This is a genomic window from Spirillospora sp. NPDC000708, from assembly GCF_040299565.1.
Classification (GTDB): Bacteria; Actinomycetota; Actinomycetes; order Streptosporangiales; family Streptosporangiaceae; genus Spirillospora.
In genome coordinates, this window is record NZ_JBEPCJ010000105.1 from 1 (window position 1) to 19,968 (window position 19,968).

The following is a 19,968-nucleotide window of genomic DNA, read 5'->3' on the forward strand; positions in this document are numbered from 1 at the left end:
GTCCGTCAGGCGCGGGAGCGGGGGCCCGCCGCGACCGCAGGACATCGTGGTCCTGGGCGCGGCGGGCTCCGCCGACCCCGCCGGCGCCGCGGACGTGCGGGCGGCCGCGCGGCTGCTGGCGCGGCGGCTGCGGCGGCCCGTCCCGCACGGGTTCGTGGCCGCCGGCGGCCCGGCCCTGGACGAGGTGGTCGCGCGGCAGCGGCGCCGCGGCGCCGGGCGCGTGGTCGTGGCGTCGTACCTGCTGGCGCCCGGCCGGTTCCTGGACCGGATGCGGGCGTGCGGCGCCGACGCGGTGACCGCGCCGATCGGGGCGCACGACGCGGCCGCACGGCTGGTCCTGCGCCGCTATGACGAGGCGCGGTCGCGCATGGGCGAGCCCGCCGGCGTTCAGTGACGCGCCTGCTGCCGCAGCCGGGCCTCCGCCTCGACCTGCGGGGTGACGACCCGTTCGCGCGGCGCCGTTCCCCGGTAGGAGGCGCCGCCCGCGGGGGCGTCGTTCGAGGGGGCCTCGTCTGAGGGCGCTTCGTCCGCGGGGGCCTCGTCCGGTGCCAGGTCGGCGAACCGGTCGTCGTGGTGGGCGAGGACCCGCAGCAGCATCTCCCGGAACAGCCGCCGCTCGTCCGGTGACAGGGGTTCGAACAGGACCTCGTTGAGGCGGCGGCGCGCCTGGAGGCTCTCCTCCAGGAAGCCGTGGCCGACGTCGGTGGCCTCCAGCGCGTAGCGCCGCCGGTCCGCCGGGTCGCGGCGGCGCCGGACGTGGCCGGCCTCCTCCAGCGCGTCGACGATCCCGACCAGGTCGCCTGCGTCCATGCGCAGCCGCTCGGCGACGTCGCGCTGCGACAGCGGCCCGGACCGCGCCACGCACCACAGGACGAGCAGGTGCGGCATCCGCGGCTGGCCGGGGAACATCCGCGCCCCGGCGCGCCGGACGACGCGCACCGTCTCGTACATCAGGTAGGTGGGCGAGTCGTACATCGGGTCGTCCTGGTCCTTCACGTCCCGCTCCTCGAGATCGCTGGAACGTCCTATCTCTCTTGACGTGAGAGATAGGCTACTCCTACCGTTGGAAAGCCCAAAATATGGGCGCATATCTCCATCGGAGGGGAGGCCCCATGCCCGGCGGGGGACCCGCCGTCGAGGTCGACGGCCTGATCAGGAAGTTCGGCGAGGTGGAGGCCGTCCAGGGGATCGGCTTCACCGTGGCTCCCGGGGAGATCTTCGGTTTCCTCGGCCCGAACGGCGCCGGCAAGTCCACCACGATCAACATGCTCTGCACGCTACTGAAGCCGACCGCCGGCACGGCGCGGGTCGCCGGCTTCGACGTGGTGGCCGAGCGCGACAGCGTCCGCCGCAACATCGGCCTGGTCTTCCAGGACCCGACGCTCGACGGCTACCTGTCCGGCGAGCAGAACCTGCGCTTCCACGCCGAGCTGTACGGCGTGCCGCGCGGCGTGACCGGCGACCGCATCCGCCAGGTGCTGGAGATGGTGGGGCTCTGGGACCGGCGCGCCGACCTCGTGCAGACCTACTCCGGCGGCATGAAGCGCCGCCTGGAGATCGCGCGCGGCCTGCTGCACTCGCCGCGGGTGCTGTTCCTGGACGAGCCGACCGTCGGGCTGGACCCGCAGACCCGCGCGTCGATCTGGGACTACATCCGGCAGCTCAAGGACGCCGAAGAGATCACCATCTTCATGACCACCCACTACATGGACGAGGCCGAGTTCTGCGACCGCATCGCGATCATGGACTCGGGGCGGATCGTCGCGCTGGACACCCCCGAGGCGCTGAAGGCGGGCGTCGGCAAGGACCGGGTCCGCATCCAGACCGCCGACGACGAGGCCGCGATAGTCGCGCTCCGGGAGCGGTTCGACCTGGAGGCCGGCATGTCGGAGGGCGCCGTCGCCTTCCCGGTGGCCTCCGGCGAGGCGTTCGTGCCGCGGCTGTTCGCCGAGTTGGGCGTCCCGATCCGGTCGGTGAGCGTGTCCCGGCCGTCGCTGGACGACGTCTTCATGTCCTTCACCGGCTCGACGATCCGCGACGCCGAGGCCGGCTCCACCGACAGGATGCGCGTCATGATGCGTGCGGCGAGGAGATGAGATGACGAGTTCGACGCGGGCGGGCTCGCCCGAGGCGGCGGCGCCGGTCGCGGACGTGGTGCGGGTCCGGGTACCGGAGCCGGGGCTGCGGCAGGACGTGCGCGCGGTGAAGATCGTCCTGCACCGGGAGCTGATCCGGTTCTGGCGCGACAAGCTGCGGATGGTGTCGGGGCTGGTGCAGCCGGTGCTGTGGCTGCTGGTGATGGGCACCGGCCTGTCGAACCTGATGGCCAGCGGCGGCGCGCACGGCGACATCGACCTGAAGACGTTCATCTTCCCGGGCGTGTGCGCGATGTCGGTGATGTTCACCGCGATGTTCTCCGCCGGGTCGATCGTGTGGGACCGCGAGTTCGGGTTCCTGCGCGAGATGCTCGTCGCCCCGGTCAGCCGCAGCTCGATCGTGATCGGCAAGTGCATCGGCGGCGCGCTGGTCGCGACCCTGCAGGGCGCGGTGATCGTCGCGCTGGCCGGGCTCGCCGGGGTCCCCTACGACCCCGTCCTGATCCTGGAGCTGCTGGGGCTGATGTTCCTCGGCGCGTTCGCGCTCACCGGGTTCGGCGTGATGATGGCCGCCCGGATCAAGCAGATGCAGTCGTTCTTCGGCCTCATGCAGATGGCGATGATGCCGATGATGTTCCTGTCCGGCGCGCTGTACCCGCTGAACGGCCTGCCCGCGTGGCTGACCGTGCTCACCCGGTTCAACCCGCTGACCTACGCCGTCGACCCGCTGCGGCAGGCGGTCTTCTCCCACCTGGACCTGACGCCGGCGCTGCGCCGCACCTTCGACCCCGGCGTCACCTGGAACGGGTGGGTCGTCCCGGTCTGGCTGGAGATCCTCATCGTGCTGGCCATGGGCTTCGGGCTGATGGGCGTCGCGATCATCGAGTTCCGCCACGCCGACTGAGGCGCGCCGCCCGGACACCAACGGAAAACACCGCCGTCACCGTGCGTGATGCACCATACTGAGCCCGGCCACGGAGTGGATTCGGTCGGATGCGAAGGGTGATGGTGGACAGGTTGAACGGGCATCGGACGATGATGCGGGGGACGGCGGCGGCCGCCGCCGTCCTCGCGGCGCTGGCGGTCCCGGCGGTCATGGAGCGCCCCGCGCGGGCGGCGGACCGGACCGGAGCGCCGGCGGACCGCACGGCCGGGGCGGCGGACGGCGCGCACCGGGGGCTGCGGATCACGCGGTTCCTGGGGGAGAGGCGGCTGCCGCACCTGATGAAGTTCCAGGGCACGACGGTCGGCGGCCTGTCGGGCATCGACCGGGACCCGCGCACCGGCGACTGGTACATGATCTCCGACGACCGGTGGCGGTACGACCCGGCCCGCTTCTACACCGGGCGGGTGGACATCGATCCGCGGACGGGCCGGTTCGGCGGTGTGCGGATCAGCGGGGTCAGCACGCTGACCGGCCCGGACGGCGGGCCCTACCCGGGGTTCGGCAAGCCCCGCTCGGTCGACCCCGAGTCGATCCGCTACGACCCGGGCCGCCGCAGGGTGCTGTGGGGCAACGAGGGCGACCGGCCCGACGAGACGCACCGGGTGCCGCTCGCGCCGCTGACCGTCCAGTGGGCGGGCCGCGACGGCCGGTACCGCGGCCTGCTGCCGCTGCCGGCGGACCTGCGGCTCACCACCGGCCACCACGGGCCGCGCCGCAACTTCGGCATGGAGGCGCTGGCGATCGCGCCGCACACCATCGCCGGGATGATCGAGGGGCCGCGCTATGAGGACGGCCCGCTGCCGACGGTGCAGCACGGCGCCGCGACCCGGCTGACGCTGTGGAGCCCGCGCGGGAAGGTGCGGGGGCAGTACGCCTACCAGGTGGACCGGCTGCCCGCCGCGCCGGTCCCGGCGGGCGGCGTCGCCGACAGCGGCGTGTCGGAGATCCTGGCGATCGACGACCACCGCTACCTGGCGCTGGAGCGGTCGTGGCTGCAGGGCGTCGGCTACAAGGTCAAGCTGTACGAGTTCGACGTCCGCGGCGCGACGAACGTCCTCGCGCGGGGGAGCCTCGCGCAGGGCGGGGGGTACCGGCCGGTCCGCAAGCACCTGGTCGCCGATCTCGGCCGGTACGCCTCCCCGACGCAGAACCTGGAGGGGATGGGCTGGGGCCCGGAGCTGAGGTCGGGGGAGCGGACGCTGGTGGTGTGCTCCGACGACAACTTCGACGCCCAGGAGGTCACCGAGTTCCTGGCGTTCGCGGTCCGGGGCCGCTGACCGCCGGACTCTTCCCCAACGGACGGCGGCGCCCGCCGGATCACGGATGATCCGGCGGGCGCCGGTGTCGTGCGGGACGGTGCGTCAGACGGCGAAGTCCAGCAGCGGGCGGGCGTTGCTGGGGTGCCGCAGCTTGGACAGCGACTCCTTCTCCAGCTGCCGGATCCGCTCGCGCGTCAGCCCCATCGCCTTGCCGATCTCGTCGAGCGTGCGGGGCGTCCCGTCGTACAGCCCGAACCGCATCGCCATGATCTTGGCCTCGCGGGGCGACAGGATGTCCAGCGTGCGGCGCAGCTGGTCGGCCATCAGCTGGCGGTCGACCAGCTCGGACGCCTCGGGGCTGTCGGTGTCCTCGATGAGGTCGCCGATGCGGGTCTCGCCGTCCTCGCCGATGGTGGAGTCCAGGCTGATCGGCTGGCGGCTGGTGCGCAGCAGCTCGCGGACCTGCTCGGGGCTCTTGTCGAGCTCGACGGCCAGCTCCTCGGGGGTGGGCTCGCGGCCGAGCCGCTGGTGCATGTCGCGCTCGACCCGGCTGAGCTTGCTCAGCATCTCCAGGACGTGCACGGGCAGCCGGATGGTGCGGGCCGAGTCGGCGAAGCCGCGCTGGATCGCCTGGCGGATCCACCACATCGCGTAGGTGGAGAACTTGTAGCCCTTGGAGTAGTCGAACTTCTCCACGGCGCGGATCAGGCCGAGGTTGCCCTCCTGGACGACGTCCAGCAGCGACAGGCCGCGGTCGGAGTACTTCTTGGCGACCGACACCACGAGCCGGAGGTTGGCCTCCAGCATGTGGGCCTTGGCGCGGCGCCCGTCGGCGGCGATCCACTCCAGGTCGGCGCGCATCCGCGGGGTGAGCTTCTCGGTCTCCAGCTTGTGCTCGGCGTACAGGCCGGCCTCGATGCGCTTGGCGAGCTCGACCTCCTGCTCGGCGGTGAGCAGCTGCCGGCGGCCGATGGCCTTGAGGTAGGTGTGCACCGAGTCGCCCATGCCGGTCGACTGGTCGTCCAGGTCCGCGGGGGAGTCGGCGGCCTCGACCTCGGTGACCTCGAAGCCCTCTTCGGGGACGTCGGCGTCGCCGGTGCCGGGACGCGGGGCGTCCTCGGCGGCGGTCTTGGCGGTCTTGCGGGTCCGCCCGCCGGCCGTCTTGCCGCCGGTCGTCTTGGCGGCGCCCTTGCGGGCGGCGGCCTTCTTGGCGCCCGGGGTGGCCTGGGCGGTGTCGCCGCCGTCGTGGTCGGCGGCCGCGGCCAGCTTGCGGACGGTGTCGGGCTCCCCGGCCAGGCTGATCCCGGCCTCCGACAGCTCGCGCAGGATCGAGCGGCCCTGCGCCGGGCTGAGGCCGGCGCTCTCGAAGGCCCCCCTCACCTCGTCGAGCGAGAGGCGCCCTTGGGCGCGGCCGCGCTTCAGGAGGTCGTCGAGTGCGGGGCTCGCCGACTCCGTGAGCGGGGTCTCGATAGCGCTTCGCGGCATGGGGGCACCCCTCTCCCTTCGGTGTGTGGATGCGGCGCGGATTGTCGTTCGCTGCAGGCGCACGCATATACGGGAACGTCGCGCGGAGGGCCGGTTGTTCCCGGTCCGGCCGGATGGGCGCTCCCGGAGGGATCGCGAGGGGGGCGATCCGGTCCTTCGTGGTGCCCGCTCGGGGGCGTTTCATGCCGTCCTACCCCGCGAATCCTGACCTTACTTCGTAAAGGCGTCGGGCGGCGGCACTGTGACCAACGCCACTAGACCTCCGGGCTCTTCGGCCGCAGCGTCCGGCCGTACCGGGCGATCACGCGTTCCCGCAGCTCGGGGTCGTCGCGGGGGACCGGTTCGAGGAAGACCTCGTCGATCTCCTCGTGGGCGTCGCGCAGCTCGCGCGCCATCCGGACGCAGGCGCGCTCGACGTCGGCGGCGGTGAGCGCGTCGCGGAAGTCCAGGCGCGCGCAGACCAGCACCCGGTCGGCGCCGACCGTCATCGTGATGATGTCGACGACCCACTCCACCTCGGGCGCGGCGTACAGCCGGGCGCGGACGTCGTCGACGATCCGGGGATCGGCCTGGTTGCCGATCAGCAGGTTGAGGTTGATCCGGCCGAGGACGAGTGCGACGACGGTGAGCAGCACGCCGATGAGGACCGACCCGATGCCGTCCCAGACCGCGGAGCCGGTGGCCTGGTGCAGGCCGAGCCCGCCGAACGCCAGGAGCAGTCCGACGAGCGCGGCGGAGTCCTCGAGCAGGACGCTGATCGCGGTGGGCTCGTCGGTGCGGCGGATGTAGGCGAAGAGCGGCAGCGCCTCCTCGCGGGCCGCGGCGCGGGTCTGCCGGAGGGCCTGCTGCCAGGAGATCCCCTCCAGGACGAACGCCACCGCCAGCACGACGTACCCGACCAGCGGGTCGGCCTCGGCGCCCGAGCGGGCCCCGATGAGCGTCTCGAACCCCTGGTAGTAGGAGAACAGCGCGCCCATGCCGAAGATCGCGACGGCGACGAGCAGCGTCCAGATGTAGCGCTCCTTGCCGTACCCGAAGGGGTGGCGGCGGTCGGCGGGGCGGCCGCTGCGGCGCAGCCCGACCATGAGCAGGATCTCGTTGAAGGTGTCGGCGACCGAGTGCGCGGCCTCGGCGGCCATCGACGCCGAGCCGGTGATCAGCGCGGCGACGATCTTGGCGACGGCGATGCCGAGGTTGGCCAGGAGCGCCAGGAGGACGGTCAGGCCGCTCTCGTTCTCCGGTTCCTCGCGCTGTCCGCCCATGCCGCTCGTCCTCCCCCGATCGCCGCCGTGCCATGCGCCCCGCGCGCCCCGCGCGGTACGGATGTCACCCCGGGGTGCGCAGGCGGGCGCGGTCGGGCTTGCCGGAGGCCAGCAGCGGGATCGCGTCGACGAGCTCCAGCTCGCGGGGCGCGGCGCAGGCGGGCATCGTCTCGCGGACGAAGGCGCGCAGCTCGGGCAGGCCGGGCGCGTCGGCGGCGGGCACCACGACGGCGGTGACGCGCTCGCCCCACTCGGGGTCGGGACGTCCCACCACGACCACGTCGCGGACCTTGGGGTGCCTCGACAGCGCGGTGGCGATCTCGCCGGCGAGGACCTTCTCGCCGCCGGTGTTGATGACGTCGTCGACCCGGCCGCGGACGCGGAGCCGGCCGTCCTCGTCCAGGGCGCCGAGGTCCTGGGTGACGAACCACTCGCCGTCGCGGACCGCGGCGGTCTGCTCGGGGCGCAGCCGGTAGCCGCTGAACAGCGACGGCCCGGCGAGGCGGATCCGGCCGTCGGCGCCGAGTCCGGCGCGCATGCCGTCCAGTGGCGTGCCGTCGTACACGCAGCCGCCGCAGGTCTCGCTCATGCCGTAGGTGGTGAAGACGCGGCCGCCGCGCTCGCGGGCCTCGGCGAGCAGGCCGGGCGCGGCGGCGGCGCCGCCGAGGACGATCGCGCCGAGCCGGGACAGGTCGGTGCCGGCGTCGAGCAGGCGGCGCAGCTGCGTGGGGACCAGGGAGATGTGCACGGGTCCCGCGGCGGCGACGGCGGCGGTGTCGAAGCGGGGCGTGATGATCGGGTCGGTGCCGGCGAGCAGGGACCGGACGAGGACCTGGACGCCGGAGATGTGGCTGGTCGGCACGCAGCACAGCCAGCGGTCGCCGGGGGCGGCCTCGATGCGGGCGAGGGTGCCGGCGGCGGAGTGGCGCACCGCGGCGGCCGTCAGCTCGACGAACTTGGGGGCGCCGGTGGAGCCGGACGTGGCGATCAGCACGGCGGTGCCGTCGGCGGGCGGGGCGTGCTCGCCCACGGCCCGGTAGGGGGCGAGGCCGTCCTCGGTCTCGACGGCGTCCGGGGCCAGCGCCTCCAGCATCGCCTCCAGCGCCGGCGCGGGAAGCTCGGGGGAGAGGGGGCAGATGGCGGGGCCGCCGTCGAGGGCGGCGGCGAGCGCCCGGAACAGCCGGGGCCCGGGCGGCAGTACGACGGCGTGGAGGCGGCGATCCATGATCTCATCAGGGTAGGCGACCCCGCTGAACGCGTTCAAACCGCGGGGCGGTTGAATGGGCTCGACCCGGATCGACACGGGCCCCGACGGGAGAGGAACACATGGTCTCGGAGCTGTTCGACGCGGACGCCTGGAAAGAGGTCGAGGGGTTCGGCTTCACCGACATCACCTACCACCGGGCCGTGGACCAGGGCACCGTCCGGATCGCGTTCGACCGGCCCGAGGTGCGCAACGCGTTCCGCCCGCACACGGTCGACGAGCTGTACCGGGCGCTGGACCACGCCCGGATGTCGTCCGACGTCGGCTGCGTGCTGCTGACCGGCAACGGGCCGTCGCCCAAGGACGGCGGGTGGGCGTTCTGCTCGGGCGGCGACCAGCGCATCCGCGGCAAGGACGGCTACAAGTACGCCGAGGGCGAGACGGCCGAGACGATCGACCCGGCGCGGGCGGGCCGGCTGCACATCCTGGAGGTGCAGCGGCTGATCCGGTTCATGGGCAAGGTCGTGATCTGCGTGGTGCCGGGCTGGGCCGCGGGCGGCGGCCACAGCCTGCACGTGGTGTGCGACCTCACCCTCGCCAGCCGCGAGCACGCCCGGTTCAAGCAGACCGACGCGGACGTGGCGAGCTTCGACGGCGGTTTCGGGTCGGCGTACCTGGCGCGGCAGGTCGGGCAGAAGTTCGCGCGGGAGATCTTCTTCCTCGGCGAGGCCTACGACGCCGAGGCCGCGCACCGGATGGGCATGGTGAACGCGGTCGTCCCGCACGCCGAGCTGGAGGCGACGGCGCTGGAGTGGGCCCGCAAGATCAACGGCAAGAGCCCGACGGCGCAGCGGATGCTGAAGTACGCGTTCAACCTCATCGACGACGGACTGGTGGGCCAGCAGGTGTTCGCCGGCGAGGCGACGCGGCTGGCCTACGGCACCGACGAGGCCGCAGAGGGACGCGACGCGTTCCTGGAGAAGCGCGACCCCGACTGGTCGCGCCACCCGTGGTACTACTAAGGGTCCGGCTCACGACGTGGTCCGGAATAGCGTGATTCGGTAGGCAGGTCAGGGGGTCAGCGGGTGCGGGTCTTCGCCATCCCGATGCGGACGCGGTTCCGCGGTGTGACGCGGCGGGAGGGCGTGCTGTTCCAGGGCCCCGCCGGGTGGGGGGAGTTCTCGCCGTTCGCCGACTACGGGCCGGCCGAGTGCGCCCGCTGGCTGGCGGCCGCGCGGGAGGCCGCGCACGAGGGCTGGCCCGCCCCGGTCCGCGACCGGATCCCGGTGAACGTGACGATCCCGGCGGTCGGCCCCGACCGGGCGTTCGAGATGACCAAGGCGTCCGGCTGCCGGACCGCGAAGGTGAAGGTCGCCGAGCGCGGCCAGGACGACGCCGACGACTTCGCGCGGGTCGAGGCCGTCCGCGACGCGATCGGGCCGGACGGCCGGGTGCGCATCGACGTGAACGGCGGCTGGGACGTCGACCACGCCGCGCGGATGATCCGGTCGCTGGACCGGTGGGAGCTGGAGTACGCCGAGCAGCCGTGCGCGACGCTGGACGAGCTGGCGCGGGTGCGGCGGATGGTGGACGTGCCGATCGCGGCGGACGAGTCGATCCGCCGCGCCGAGGACCCGCTGAAGGTCCGGGCGGCGGGGGCCGCGGACGTGGCGGTGCTGAAGGTGCAGCCGCTCGGCGGGGTGCGGGCGGCCCTGGAGGTCGCGGAGGCGTGCGGGCTGCCGGTGGTGGTGTCGAGCGCGGTGGAGACGTCGGTGGGGCTGGCGGCGGGCGTGGCGCTGGCCGCCGCGCTGCCGGAGCTGCCGTACGCGTGCGGGCTCGGGACGCTGTCGCTGATGGACGGCGATGTCGTGCGGGATCCGCTGGGGGAGCGCGGCGGAGAGATCGAGGTGCGGCGGCCGGTGGTGGACGAGGAGGCACTGCGGCGGTTCGCGGCGCCGCCCGATCTGGAGGACGCCTGGCGGCGCCGCGCGGCGGACGCGCAGGCGTTCCTGCCGGGCCCGCCGATGGTCGAGGTGGGCCGGTGAACCCGGCGACCGCGCTGGCGACGGTCCTGGTCGACGAGCTGCTGCGGTGCGGGATGACCGACGCGGTGCTGGCGCCGGGGTCGCGGTCGGCGCCGCTGGCGCTGGCGCTGCACGCCGCGGAGGAGGCCGGCCGGGTCCGGCTGCACGTGCGGATCGACGAGCGGTCGGCGTCGTTCCTGGGGCTGGGGCTGGCGAAGCGGTCAGGGCGTCCGGTGGCGCTGGTGTGCACGTCGGGGACGGCGGCGGCGAACTTCCATCCGGCGGTGGTGGAGGCGCACGAGTCGGGCGTGCCGCTGGTCGTGCTCACCGCGGACCGTCCGCCGGAGCTGCGCGACACCGGCGCGAACCAGACGGTCGACCAGGTGAAGCTGTACGGGACGGCGGCGCGGTGGAGCACCGAGGTCGGCGTGCCGGAGAACCGTCCGGGGATGGTGGCGTACTGGCGGTCGCTGGTGAGCCGGGCGTGGGGGCTGGCGCAGGCGCCGGTGCCGGGTCCGGTGCATCTGAACGCGGCGTTCCGCGAGCCGCTGATCCCGGACGGGGACGAGTCGTGGTGCGAGCCGCTGGACGGCGACGCGACCGGGGCGTGGACGAAGGTGCGGGCGGCGACGCCCGGGTCGGTGCTGCACGTCCCGCCGACGCGGCGCGGCGTGCTGGTGGTCGGCGACGGCGCGGTCAACGTCAAGCGGTACGTGGCGGCGGCGTCGATGGCGGGGTGGCCGGTGCTGTCGGAGCCGAACGGGAACGCCCGGTACGGCGACCACGCGCTGACCTCGCACCATTTCCTGCTGGGGATCCCGGAGTTCGTGGAGCGGCACCGTCCCGAGGTGGTGGTGACGCTGGGCAAGCCGGGGCTGTCGCGGCCGCTGCTGTCGCTGCTGCGGCGGGCCGAGGAGCACATCGTGCTGGCCCCGGACCTCGCGCACTGGCCGGACCCGGTGCGGTCGGCGACGCAGGTGGCGCCGGAGATCGAGATCCCGGTGGTGTCGGGCGACGACGCGTGGCTGAAGTCGTGGCGGTCGGCGGACCTGGTCGCCGCGGCGGCGGTGGACGCGGTGCTGGACGGCGTCCCGGAGGTGAGCGAGCCGCGGCTGGCGCGGGACCTGGTGGCGGCGATGCCGGGCGGGTCGCTGCTGTTCACGGCGGCGAGCATGCCGATCCGCGACCTGGACCAGGTGATGCGGCCGCGGCGCGGCATCCGGATCATGGCGAGCCGGGGGGCCAGCGGGATCGACGGGCTGGTCTCGACGGCGATCGGGGCGGCGCTGGCGCACAGCGGCCGCTCGTACGCGCTGCTGGGGGACCTGGCGTTCCTGCACGACCAGAACGGCCTGGTCATCGGGCCGCACGACCGCCGTCCGGACCTGGCGATCGTGGTGGTGAACAACCAGGGCGGCGGGATCTTCTCGCTGCTGCCGCAGGCGGCGCTGGCGGGCCCGTTCGAGCGGGTCTTCGGCACGCCGCACCAGGTGGACCTGGAGGCGGTGGCGGCGGCGCACGGCGTCCCGTACCGGCGGCTGGAGGCGGCGGCGGACGTGCCGAAGGCGATGGCGGGGGAGGGGCTGCGCATCGTGGAGGCCCGCACCGACCGGGAAGCGAACGCGGTGCTGCACGCGGAGATGCGCAAGGCGGCGCACGCCGCCGTCCGGGAGCTGTTCGGCTGAGAGACACCCCGAACGAGGGGTCGGCGCACGCCGGCCCCTCGTCTCGATGTTTCAACCCTCAATTTACAATGTAAAGGCACCGGGTGAGTTGCATCCACCTCCGCCCAAAACAAAAGACCTTCGCCGAAGAGAAGAACCTTCGCAGGTCATTCGGCGGTGGCGTGCTCCGGGTCCGCAAGGATGGACAGAGTGGGGGTCGGTGCCGGCGTGGTGGTCGGCTGCGGTTCGAGGGTGGGGCGGGCGCGCAGGCAGCGGACCATTTCCTCGGCATAGGGGAGGGCACCGAAGACGCCCATCGCGGCCAGCAGCGCGATCCGGGTCCGGCGGGACAGCGGGTCACGGCGTTTCAGCCGGAGGCGGAAGCCAGGACGGCCGTCCTGGCCGACGAGGGCGCGCGCCTGGTCCCAGTACAGGACGGTCAGGAAGCCGGTGGCCATCAGCGGGACGACCTCCAGCAGGCTGTGGATGTGCTGCTCCAGCGGGGTGACGCGGCGGCGCTCCTCGGCATAGCTGACGTCCCAGTACGCGGTGGCGCCGTGGACGGCGAGGGCCCCGGCGCAGGTGGCCAGCACGCCGGGGTTGACCTCGCAGAACAGGCCCAGGGCGACGGGGACGCCGGCCTCGGCCATCATCAGCGAGTGGATCATGGACTCGCGGGCGCCGGCGGTGGTCTCGATGTGCGTCCTGCGGTGCCGGTGCCAGTCGGCGAGGCCGGCGCCGAGCCAGAGCGGCAGCACGCCGCCGATGAGCCAGCGCCGGGTGGCGGTCTCGACGCCGAGGGCGCGGCGGACGTCGCGGGGCCGGACGGTGGGGTCGGCAAGGGCGCGCAGGGCGGCGATGTGCGGTGAGCGCAGTTTCATCGGCGTTGCCTCCGGGTTGGTGTCGGGTGTTCCCGGCGCTACCCGTGAGGTGCGGCCGTACACGTGAGCCGCGCCGCTCGCGAGGCGGTCGCGGCGGCGCGGGGTTATGCGGTGGTGCGTGCGGTGAGACCGGTCAGCCGAGGAGGCGGTCGCGGAGGGCGTCGGTGTCCTCGCCGGTCCAGCCGTGGCCGGCGAGCCAGCCCTCGGTGCCGCCGAACTCCTCGTCGATGCGGGCGAGGAGCTTTTCCATGATGGCGGCGTGGGGGACGTGGGTGTCGGCGGGACGGGAGTCCAGGTCGGCGGCGTAGGTGTCGCTGTTGCGCAGGCGTCCGAGGACGGCGTCGATGCGGTCGCCGGTCATGGCGTAGTCGGCGACGATCGCTTCGCGGGTGACGCCGGCGAGGTCGAGGGCGAGGGCGCAGACGACACCGGTGCGGTCCTTTCCGGCGGCGCAGTGGACGAGGGCGGAGCCGTCGGTGCGGGTCATGACGCGCAGGGCGGCGGCGATGTTGTCGCCGCGGTCGCGCAGGTAGCCGAGGTAGTGGCCGGTGGAGCGGTCGAGCTCGGTGCCTCCGGCGTCGCGGTCCTGCCAGGGGAGCGCCTTGTCGACGTCGGCGCGGTCGGGGGTGTCGGCGGTGACGTCGGTGCGGCGGCCGCCCTCGGGGAACAGCGACAGGTGGTGCAGGGTGACGGAGGGGACGCGGGCGAGGGGGCCGGGGCCTTCGAGGCGGACCTCGGCGTCGCTGCGCAGGTCGATGACGTTCTTGAGGTGGTACTCGTCGAGGAGGATCCGGACGTCGGTGACGGTGAGGTCCTGGAGGTTGTCCGAGCGCAGGACGCGGCCGCGCCGGGTGGTGCCTCCGTCGGCCGTGGGGAGGCCGCCGAGGTCTCGGGCGTTGACGGCACCGTCCAGGTCGATCCACCGCGTCGGTTCGCTCATGACTTCTGACCCTATATGGACGGGATGTTCCGTCTTCGATGCAGGGTCGGCGTCGGGGGTGGTCGCGGGCTCGTCCGGGTGGTCCGCGGGGGCGACGGCGGATGGGGGTACCGGGACCTGGGAGCCAGGGCGGGGTTGGCTCCGCAGCGTGGCGACCGCTTGATGATCGTCTCCGTAGCTTCGGGTCAGTCAGCGCACCGACGATCCGATGGAGGCCCCGATGACCGCGACCCTCGACGCCCCGCCCGCCCGGGCGGCCGGCAGTGATTTCGCTCCGCTGGCGCGGCAGGTCCGCGCGAGCGGGCTGCTGGACCGGCGTCCCGGATACTACGCGCGGGCGATCGGGCTGAATCTCGCGGCGACGGCGGCGGTGTGGGCGGCGGTCGGGTGGGCGGGGGCGAGCTGGTGGGCGGTGCTGCTGGGGATTCCGCTGGCGGTGCTGTCGGCGCGGACGGCGTTCCTGGGGCATGACGCGGGGCATCGGCAGATCGCGCGGTCGGCGCGGGCGAACCGGCTGCTGGGGCTGGTGCTGGGGAACCTGCTGCTGGGGATGGGGCAGGGGTGGTGGAGCGACAAGCACAACCGGCATCACGCCAATCCGAACCATGTCGGCAAGGACCCGGACGTGGGGGAGGGGGTCCTGGCGTGGACGGAGGGGCAGGCGGCGCGGCAGCGGGGGCTGCTGCGGTGGGTGGCGCGGCATCAGGCGGGGCTGTTCTTCCCGTTGCTGACGCTGGAGGGGCTGAACCTGAAGGTGGGCAGCGTGCTGTACCTGCGGGGGAGGTCGCGGCGGGAGCGGCTGGTCGAGGGCGGGCTGCTGGCGTTGCACGCGGTGGGGTACCTGTCGCTGGCGTTCACGCTGCTGTCGCCGGGGAAGGCGGTCGTGCTGATGGTGCTGCACCATGCGCTGTTCGGGGTGCATCTGGGGGCGGTGTTCGCGCCGAACCACAAGGGGATGGCGATGCCGGAGCCGGGTGAGCGGTGGGGGCATCTGCGCAGGCAGGTGCTGACGTCGCGGAACGTGCGGGGCGGTGTGGTGGTGGACTGGCTGATGGGTGGCCTGAACTACCAGATCGAGCACCATCTGTTCCCGGGGATTCCGCGGTGCAGTCTGCGGCGGGTGCAGCCGCTGGTGCGGGCGCATTGCGCGGCGGTGGGGCTGCCGTTCACCGAGACGGGGCTGGTGGAGTCGTACCGGCAGGCGCTGTCGCACATGCGGGAGGTGGGGGCGCCGCTGCGGTCGTAGGATTGCGGGCGTCATGCCCGAAGGACATACCCTCCATCGTCTGGCCGCCGAGCACCGTCGGGTGTTCGGCGGCCGTCCCGTCGCCGCCGAGAGCCCGCAGGGCCGGTTCGCGGCGGGTGCGGCCGAGATCGACGGTCGCGTGCTGAGCGCCGCCGAGGCGTACGGCAAGCATCTGCTGCTGGAGTTCGACGACGACCGCGTTCTGCACGTCCATCTGGGGATCTATGGGACGTGGCGGTTCGGCGGGTTGCCGGTGCCGGAGCCGCAGGGGGCGGTGCGGTTGCGGTTGTCGGGTGCGGGCGGGCACGCGGATCTGCGCGGTCCGAACGCGTGCGAGCTGCTGGAGCCGGGTGAGGTGAAGCTGCTGGTGGATCGGCTGGGGCCGGATCCGTTGCGGGCGGACGCGGATCCGGGGCGGGCGTGGGCGCGGATCTCGCGGAGCCGGACGAGCATCGCGGCGCTGCTGATGGATCAGTCGGTGGTGGCGGGGCCGGGGAACATCTACCGGGCGGAGGTGCTGTTCCGGCAGGGGATCGATCCGATGCTGCCGGGGCGGGCGCTGTCGGAGGGGCAGTGGTCGGCGATCTGGGCGGATCTGGTGGTGCTGATGGCGGAGGGGGTGCGGTCGGGGCGGATCGACACGGTGCGTCCGGAGCACATGCCGGAGGCGATGGGGCGTCCGCCGCGGGTGGACGATCATGGTGGTGAGGTGTACGTGTACCGGCGGGCGGGGGCGCCGTGCCTGGTGTGCGGGTCGGTGGTGGCGTCGGCGGAGCTGGCGGCGCGGAATCTGTTCTGGTGTCCGGGGTGCCAGCCTGCGGCGCGGTGAGGCTGTGCGGGTGAGGCTGTCTGGGTCAGTGCAGGTAGCGGTCGGCGAGGGCGCGGGCGGTGTCGGCCATCATGGCGCGCAGTGGTGGTGGGTCGAGTACTTCGATGTCGGCGCCGAGTTTGAGGAATTCGACGTGGGCGTGGCGGAGTGATTCGACGGGGAGGGTGACGGTGGTCCAGCCGGTGGGGTCGGGTGGGCCTGCGTTGTCGTGGACGGCGCGTGCCATGACGGGTGGCATGAGGAGTGCGGCGCGTTGGAGGCCGTTGGGGTTGAGGCGGACGGTGGCCTGGTCGCGGTAGGAGTCGGCTTCGAAGCGGGCGGCGTAGGCGTCCCAGTAGGCGGCGAGGTCGAAGCCGGGTGGGCGTTCGAAGCGCTGGGGGAGCGGCTGGAGGGTGAGGATCTTGGAGACGCGGTAGGTGCGCGGCGGCGCCGCGTGTGCCGGTGCGGTGTCGGTCGGTTGGGCGTCCGGCTGTTCGGTGTCGGTCGGTTGGGCGTCGGGGTGGTGGATGCGGGCGATGAGGTACCAGGTGCCGGCCTTGAGGACGACGCCGATCGGTTCGAGGACGCGTTCGACCTGCTGGGGGCGGGCCCAGCGGCGGTACAGGACGCGGATGCGCTGCTGGTTCCAGACGGCGTCGGCGACGGGCTGCAGGTGGGGGACGTCGTCGGGGGCGCGGAACCAGCCGGGGGCGTCGAGGTGGAAGCGTTCGCGGATGCGTGCGGCGCGGGAGCGTAGATCGGGCGGGAGGGCCGCCATGAGTTTGAGTTCCGCGGCGGCGACGACGTCGCCGAGGCCGAGCTGGGAGGCGGGGCCGGGCATGCCGGACAGGAAGAGGGATTCGGCCTCGCCGGTGGTGAGTCCGGTGAGGCGGGTGCGGTAGCCCTCCAGGAGGCGGTAGCCGCCGTCGGGGCCGCGGTCGGCGTAGACGGGGACGCCGGCGGCGGACAGTGATTCGACGTCGCGGTAGACGGTGCGAACCGATACCTCGAGTTCGTCGGCGAGGTCGCGGGCGGTCATGCGGCCGCGGGTCTGCAGCAGCAGGAGCAGGGACAGCAGGCGGGACGCGCGCACGTGACCAGTGTGGCGTGGCGGGCGGGGTACCGGTGGGGCGGGTCAGCCCTGCAGGGCGTACTGCATGGCGCGGAACTTGGTGCGGGCTTCGGCGAGTTCGGCGGCGGGGTCGGAGTCGGCGACGATGCCGCAGCCGGCGAACAGGCGGGCGCGGGTGCCGTCGAGCTGGGCGCAGCGCAGGGCGATGCCCCATTCGCCGTCGCCGCGGGCGTCGACCCAGCCGACGGGGCCGGCATAGCGGCCGCGGTCCATGCCCTCGAGTTCGCGGATGAGGTCCATGGCGATGTCGGTGGGGGTGCCGCAGACGGCGGGGGTGGGGTGGAGCGCGGCGACGACGTCGAGGACGGAGCGGTCGGCGGCGAGGCGGCCGCGCAGGGGGGAGGCGAGGTGGTGGAGGTTGGGGAGGGTGAGCAGTTCGGGTTCGGCGGGGACGTGCAGGCGGGCGCACAGGGGGTCGAGGGCGTCGCGGACCATGTCGGCGGCGTAGCGGTGCTCTTCGCGGTCCTTGGCGGAGGCGAAGAGGCGGGCGGCGCGGTCGCGGTCGTCGTCGGGGGTGTCGCCGCGGGCGGTGGTGCCGGCGAGGACGAGGGATTCGATGTCGCCGCCGGTGCGGCGGATGAGCAGTTCGGGGGTGGCGCCGACGAGGCCGGCGCAGGAGAAGGTGTAGCAGCCGGGGAACCGGTCGGCGAGGCGGCGTAGCAGGACGCGGGCGTCGATGGGGGCGTCGGCGTGGACGGTGAGGTCGCGGGCGAGGACGACCTTGCCGAGGGCGCCGCCGCGGATGCGCTGGACGGCGGTGGCGACGGCGTCGCCCCAGGCGTGCGCGGGCATGGCTCCGTCGCCCCAGGTGAGGCCGGTGGGGGCCTGGGGTTCGTGGACGAGGGAGAGGGGGTCGGCGTCGTCGCCGATGGTGGTGAGCCAGGCGCGGCCGTCGCGGCGGCCGAGGACGCGGCGCGGGACGATGAGGACCGAGTCGGGGGATTTGGGGTCGAAGGCGAATCCGCCGAAGGCGACGGGGCCGGTGCCGGGCAGGGCGACGGGGTCGTCGATGTCGGCGGCGCCGAACAGTTCGCGCAGGAGGGCGGCCGCGGTGGTGAAGCGGTCCTCGCCGCCGGGCAGGGTGATGCGGGCGGCTTCGCCCCAGCCGACGATGCCTTCGCCGTGGCGGATCCAGGCCAGGGCGGAGGGGTGCGGAAGTCTCGAGACGAGGTCGCCGGGGTCGGCGACCGGGGCGGTGCGGACGACGAGGCGGTCCGGTGCTGTCACGGCGAGCTTCACGCAAGCCACTGTACGGCAGAATTGAACCTGTTCAAACAGGCGGGGCGGCGGCGTCCGGTGAGGTGTGCGCCACATCGCGGCGGGCGCTCACGACCTGCACATGCCCGTTCCGCCCGCACCCATGCATCGCGCCCGCGCGTCCCCTCGGCACCCCTCTGCGCCTCTGCGGCGGCTTTCCGGCGGGCGGTTCCTGTGCGTCCGCCCCCGTGCCGTGAGGCTCCACGGCACGGGGGCGGGTGAGGCGGTGCGTCAGGAGGCGCGGCCGGTGAGGCGGCCCGTCAGCTTCCATGCCGCCGGCAGCAGCGCCGCGGCGAGCGCGACCTTCAGCGCGTCGCCCGCCAGGAACGGCGTCACGCCCAGGTGCAGCGCCTTGCCGAGTCCGACGTGCAGGGACGCCATCAGGTACGGGACGCCCGCCGCGTACATGATGGCGGTGCCGGTCAGCATCGTCGCGACGGTCCGCAGCGGGGTGCGGTCACCGCCGCGCTCGGCGAGGCGGCCGACCACGGCGGCGGCGACGACGAAGCCGAGGACGTAGCCGAACGTCGGGAAGCCGGCGCCGGAGGCGCCGTCGGTGAACCAGGGGACGCCCGCCATCCCGGCCAGCAGGTAGACGATCATGCCGAGTCCGGCGCGGCCGAAGCCGAGCGCGGCGCCGGCCAGCAGCACCGCGAAGGTCTGCCCGGTCACGGGCACGGGGGTGCCGGGCAGCGGTACCGCGATCTGGGCGGCGACGCCGACGAACGCGGCCGCGCCCGCGACGAGCGCGGCGTCGCGGGCGAGGGAACCGGGCAGCAGGTCGCCGAGGACGGCGGGACCCCGCCGGGCAGCGTGAGCAGTGGCCACTGAACCTCCCATTAAAGGTGTTGTCAGCCGAAACCTAGCGAACGGGTCATCCGGAACCGAGCGCGCGGTCGACAGAAACGGCCGCCCCGGGTTTGTCCGCCGCCTACGGGCGCGGGCGGCGGGCCAGGTACACCATGTCCGGCTCGCCGCGCGGGACCGGCACCGGCAGCGCCTCCACGCGCGCGAACCGGGTCGCGAGCAGGTCCTGGAAGCCGGGCGCGGCGCCCGCGCTCCACACCGCCAGCACCCCGCGCGGGCTGAGCCGCCCGGCGAGCAGGTCCAGCCCGTCCGGCCCGTACAGGCGGGCGTTGCCGGGCGTGACCGTCCAGTCGGGGCCGTTGTCGATGTCCAGGCACACCGCGTCGAACCCCGCCCCGTCGACACCGGCGACCCCGTCGACACCGTCTGCCGGGTCGGCGGCGACGACGTCGAGGAGGTCGGCGCGCACGAGCGCGACGCGGGGGTCGTCGAGGCCGCCGCGCGACCACGGCCGCAGCGGCCCGGCGTGCCAGCCGACCACCGCCGGTTCCCGCTCCACCACCGTGACGTGCCCGACGGCCGGATGCGCCAGCGCCTCGGCCAGGGAGAACCCGACGCCGAGCCCGCCGATCAGCACCCGCAGCGGCTCCCCGCTTGGCCCGTCATCCCCGGAGCCGTCCAGGTCAAGGGCGGCGTCGGCGGCGGCGCGGACCAGCAGCCGCTCGGACTCGCCGTTGCGGGTGTCCATCAGGAACATCCCGTTGCTGATGATCTCGTAGTCGGCGCCCGCCCGGCGCAGCACCAGCTCCCCGCCGACGCCCGCGGCGCGCTCCACGACGACCGGTTCCGCCCGGCCTTCCCCGATCACGTCCATGGCCCCGACCCTAGCCACCCGCGACGCTCCGCCGGACCCGAGCGCCGGGGGCGCCGTGCCGCCGCCGGGGTCTGGGCGGGGGA

General features: G+C 73.8%; 19 protein-coding genes. 9 read left to right on the forward strand and 10 right to left on the reverse strand.

What is annotated here, in order from left to right:
* The coding region (locus tag ABT299_RS44645) for a sirohydrochlorin chelatase (RefSeq protein WP_500254504.1) at positions 1-394 on the forward strand (394 nt) is incomplete at its 5' end.
* Here the strand turns inward: ABT299_RS44645 and ABT299_RS44650 are convergent.
* On the reverse strand, positions 388-996 hold the full coding sequence (locus ABT299_RS44650) for a MarR family winged helix-turn-helix transcriptional regulator (RefSeq protein ID WP_500254505.1): 609 nt from the start codon (positions 994-996) through the stop codon (positions 388-390). The two genes, ABT299_RS44645 and ABT299_RS44650, sit on opposite strands and share 7 nt — an antisense overlap.
* A gap of 116 nt (positions 997-1,112) precedes the next feature.
* On the opposite strand from ABT299_RS44650, the gene ABT299_RS44655 reads away from it, so the two are divergent.
* The 3 genes from ABT299_RS44655 to ABT299_RS44665 all read left to right on the forward strand — a co-directional run bounded on the left by ABT299_RS44655 (position 1,113) and on the right by ABT299_RS44665 (position 4,319).
* Complete coding sequence (locus tag ABT299_RS44655) at positions 1,113-2,096, forward strand: ATP-binding cassette domain-containing protein (protein WP_500254506.1); 984 nt, start codon at positions 1,113-1,115, stop codon at positions 2,094-2,096.
* A gap of 1 nt (position 2,097) precedes the next feature.
* Positions 2,098-3,000, forward strand: coding sequence for an ABC transporter permease (locus tag ABT299_RS44660; protein ID WP_190866304.1), 903 nt, complete (start codon positions 2,098-2,100; stop codon positions 2,998-3,000).
* A gap of 113 nt (positions 3,001-3,113) precedes the next feature.
* The gene (locus ABT299_RS44665) at positions 3,114-4,319 is read left to right on the forward strand and encodes an esterase-like activity of phytase family protein (protein WP_500254507.1); all 1,206 of its coding nucleotides are present in this window, start codon (positions 3,114-3,116) and stop codon (positions 4,317-4,319) included.
* A gap of 84 nt (positions 4,320-4,403) precedes the next feature.
* Here ABT299_RS44665 and ABT299_RS44670 read toward each other — a convergent pair whose 3' ends face one another.
* The 3 genes from ABT299_RS44670 to ABT299_RS44680 all read right to left on the reverse strand — a co-directional run bounded on the left by ABT299_RS44670 (position 4,404) and on the right by ABT299_RS44680 (position 8,273).
* On the reverse strand, positions 4,404-5,786 hold the full coding sequence (locus ABT299_RS44670; RefSeq protein WP_387019099.1) for an RNA polymerase sigma factor: 1,383 nt from the start codon (positions 5,784-5,786) through the stop codon (positions 4,404-4,406).
* A gap of 254 nt (positions 5,787-6,040) precedes the next feature.
* A complete protein-coding gene (locus tag ABT299_RS44675; RefSeq protein ID WP_387019096.1) occupies positions 6,041-7,048 on the reverse strand; it encodes a cation diffusion facilitator family transporter in 1,008 nt (335 codons plus the stop codon).
* Between the two features lie 64 nt (positions 7,049-7,112).
* Positions 7,113-8,273, reverse strand: coding sequence for a class I adenylate-forming enzyme family protein (locus ABT299_RS44680; RefSeq protein WP_500254508.1), 1,161 nt, complete (start codon positions 8,271-8,273; stop codon positions 7,113-7,115).
* Positions 8,274-8,374: 101 nt separating this feature from the next.
* Here ABT299_RS44680 and ABT299_RS44685 point away from each other — a divergent pair, with 101 nt between their 5' ends.
* The 3 genes from ABT299_RS44685 to menD all read left to right on the forward strand — a co-directional run bounded on the left by ABT299_RS44685 (position 8,375) and on the right by menD (position 11,961).
* Positions 8,375-9,274 (forward strand): 1,4-dihydroxy-2-naphthoyl-CoA synthase, encoded by a 900-nt coding sequence (locus ABT299_RS44685; protein WP_387019091.1) that lies wholly within the window; start codon positions 8,375-8,377, stop codon positions 9,272-9,274.
* Between the two features lie 84 nt (positions 9,275-9,358).
* Complete coding sequence (locus tag ABT299_RS44690) at positions 9,359-10,297, forward strand: o-succinylbenzoate synthase (protein WP_500196599.1); 939 nt, start codon at positions 9,359-9,361, stop codon at positions 10,295-10,297.
* Positions 10,294-11,961 carry a 2-succinyl-5-enolpyruvyl-6-hydroxy-3-cyclohexene-1-carboxylic-acid synthase gene (menD, locus tag ABT299_RS44695; RefSeq protein ID WP_500254509.1) on the forward strand — a complete coding sequence of 556 codons (1,668 nt, stop codon included), beginning with the start codon at positions 10,294-10,296 and terminating at the stop codon, positions 11,959-11,961. The genes ABT299_RS44690 and menD overlap by 4 nt, the downstream gene beginning before the upstream one ends.
* Before the next feature lie 146 nt (positions 11,962-12,107).
* On the opposite strand, the gene ABT299_RS44700 is transcribed toward menD, so the two are convergent.
* Both ABT299_RS44700 and ABT299_RS44705 read right to left on the reverse strand, forming a co-directional pair.
* Positions 12,108-12,821 (reverse strand): diguanylate cyclase, encoded by a 714-nt coding sequence (locus ABT299_RS44700; RefSeq protein WP_500254510.1) that lies wholly within the window; start codon positions 12,819-12,821, stop codon positions 12,108-12,110.
* Between the two features lie 133 nt (positions 12,822-12,954).
* Entirely contained in the window at positions 12,955-13,761 is an 807-nt protein-coding gene (locus tag ABT299_RS44705; RefSeq protein WP_190866323.1) for a tyrosine-protein phosphatase, read from the reverse strand.
* A gap of 220 nt (positions 13,762-13,981) precedes the next feature.
* Here ABT299_RS44705 and ABT299_RS44710 point away from each other — a divergent pair, with 220 nt between their 5' ends.
* Both ABT299_RS44710 and ABT299_RS44715 read left to right on the forward strand, forming a co-directional pair.
* On the forward strand, positions 13,982-15,007 hold the full coding sequence (locus tag ABT299_RS44710; RefSeq protein ID WP_387019086.1) for a fatty acid desaturase family protein: 1,026 nt from the start codon (positions 13,982-13,984) through the stop codon (positions 15,005-15,007).
* A 13-nt stretch (positions 15,008-15,020) separates the two neighbouring features.
* Positions 15,021-15,836 carry an Fpg/Nei family DNA glycosylase gene (locus ABT299_RS44715; protein WP_387019083.1) on the forward strand — a complete coding sequence of 272 codons (816 nt, stop codon included), beginning with the start codon at positions 15,021-15,023 and terminating at the stop codon, positions 15,834-15,836.
* Between the two features lie 25 nt (positions 15,837-15,861).
* On the opposite strand, the gene ABT299_RS44720 is transcribed toward ABT299_RS44715, so the two are convergent.
* The 4 genes from ABT299_RS44720 to ABT299_RS44735 form a co-directional block, all read right to left on the reverse strand.
* Positions 15,862-16,908, reverse strand: a complete 1,047-nt coding sequence (locus ABT299_RS44720) for a helix-turn-helix transcriptional regulator (protein WP_500254511.1) — start codon at positions 16,906-16,908, stop codon at positions 15,862-15,864.
* 42 nt (positions 16,909-16,950) lie between these two features.
* Positions 16,951-18,186, reverse strand: coding sequence for an isochorismate synthase (locus ABT299_RS44725; RefSeq protein WP_433135537.1), 1,236 nt, complete (start codon positions 18,184-18,186; stop codon positions 16,951-16,953).
* Positions 18,187-18,435: 249 nt separating this feature from the next.
* A complete protein-coding gene (locus tag ABT299_RS44730; protein WP_347257053.1) occupies positions 18,436-19,032 on the reverse strand; it encodes a biotin transporter BioY in 597 nt (198 codons plus the stop codon).
* 103 nt (positions 19,033-19,135) lie between these two features.
* Positions 19,136-19,885 carry a spermidine synthase gene (locus ABT299_RS44735; RefSeq protein ID WP_500254512.1) on the reverse strand — a complete coding sequence of 250 codons (750 nt, stop codon included), beginning with the start codon at positions 19,883-19,885 and terminating at the stop codon, positions 19,136-19,138.
* Positions 19,886-19,968: the final 83 nt, after the last annotated feature.

What these genes read in the sequence shown, in the direction of transcription:
- ABT299_RS44735 (WP_500254512.1), bottom strand. Translation starts at nt 19,885, where the DNA reads ATGGACGTGATCGGGGAAGGCCGGGCGGAACCGGTCGTCGTGGAGCGC.
- ABT299_RS44660 (WP_190866304.1), top strand. Translation starts at nt 2,098, where the DNA reads ATGACGAGTTCGACGCGGGCGGGCTCGCCCGAGGCGGCGGCGCCGGTC.
- ABT299_RS44700 (WP_500254510.1), bottom strand. Translation starts at nt 12,821, where the DNA reads ATGAAACTGCGCTCACCGCACATCGCCGCCCTGCGCGCCCTTGCCGAC.
- ABT299_RS44705 (WP_190866323.1), bottom strand. Translation starts at nt 13,761, where the DNA reads ATGAGCGAACCGACGCGGTGGATCGACCTGGACGGTGCCGTCAACGCC.
- ABT299_RS44715 (WP_387019083.1), top strand. Translation starts at nt 15,021, where the DNA reads ATGCCCGAAGGACATACCCTCCATCGTCTGGCCGCCGAGCACCGTCGG.
- ABT299_RS44655 (WP_500254506.1), top strand. Translation starts at nt 1,113, where the DNA reads ATGCCCGGCGGGGGACCCGCCGTCGAGGTCGACGGCCTGATCAGGAAG.
- ABT299_RS44710 (WP_387019086.1), top strand. Translation starts at nt 13,982, where the DNA reads ATGACCGCGACCCTCGACGCCCCGCCCGCCCGGGCGGCCGGCAGTGAT.
- ABT299_RS44670 (WP_387019099.1), bottom strand. Translation starts at nt 5,786, where the DNA reads ATGCCGCGAAGCGCTATCGAGACCCCGCTCACGGAGTCGGCGAGCCCC.
- ABT299_RS44690 (WP_500196599.1), top strand. Translation starts at nt 9,359, where the DNA reads ATGCGGACGCGGTTCCGCGGTGTGACGCGGCGGGAGGGCGTGCTGTTC.
- ABT299_RS44685 (WP_387019091.1), top strand. Translation starts at nt 8,375, where the DNA reads ATGGTCTCGGAGCTGTTCGACGCGGACGCCTGGAAAGAGGTCGAGGGG.
- ABT299_RS44680 (WP_500254508.1), bottom strand. Translation starts at nt 8,273, where the DNA reads ATGGATCGCCGCCTCCACGCCGTCGTACTGCCGCCCGGGCCCCGGCTG.
- ABT299_RS44675 (WP_387019096.1), bottom strand. Translation starts at nt 7,048, where the DNA reads ATGGGCGGACAGCGCGAGGAACCGGAGAACGAGAGCGGCCTGACCGTC.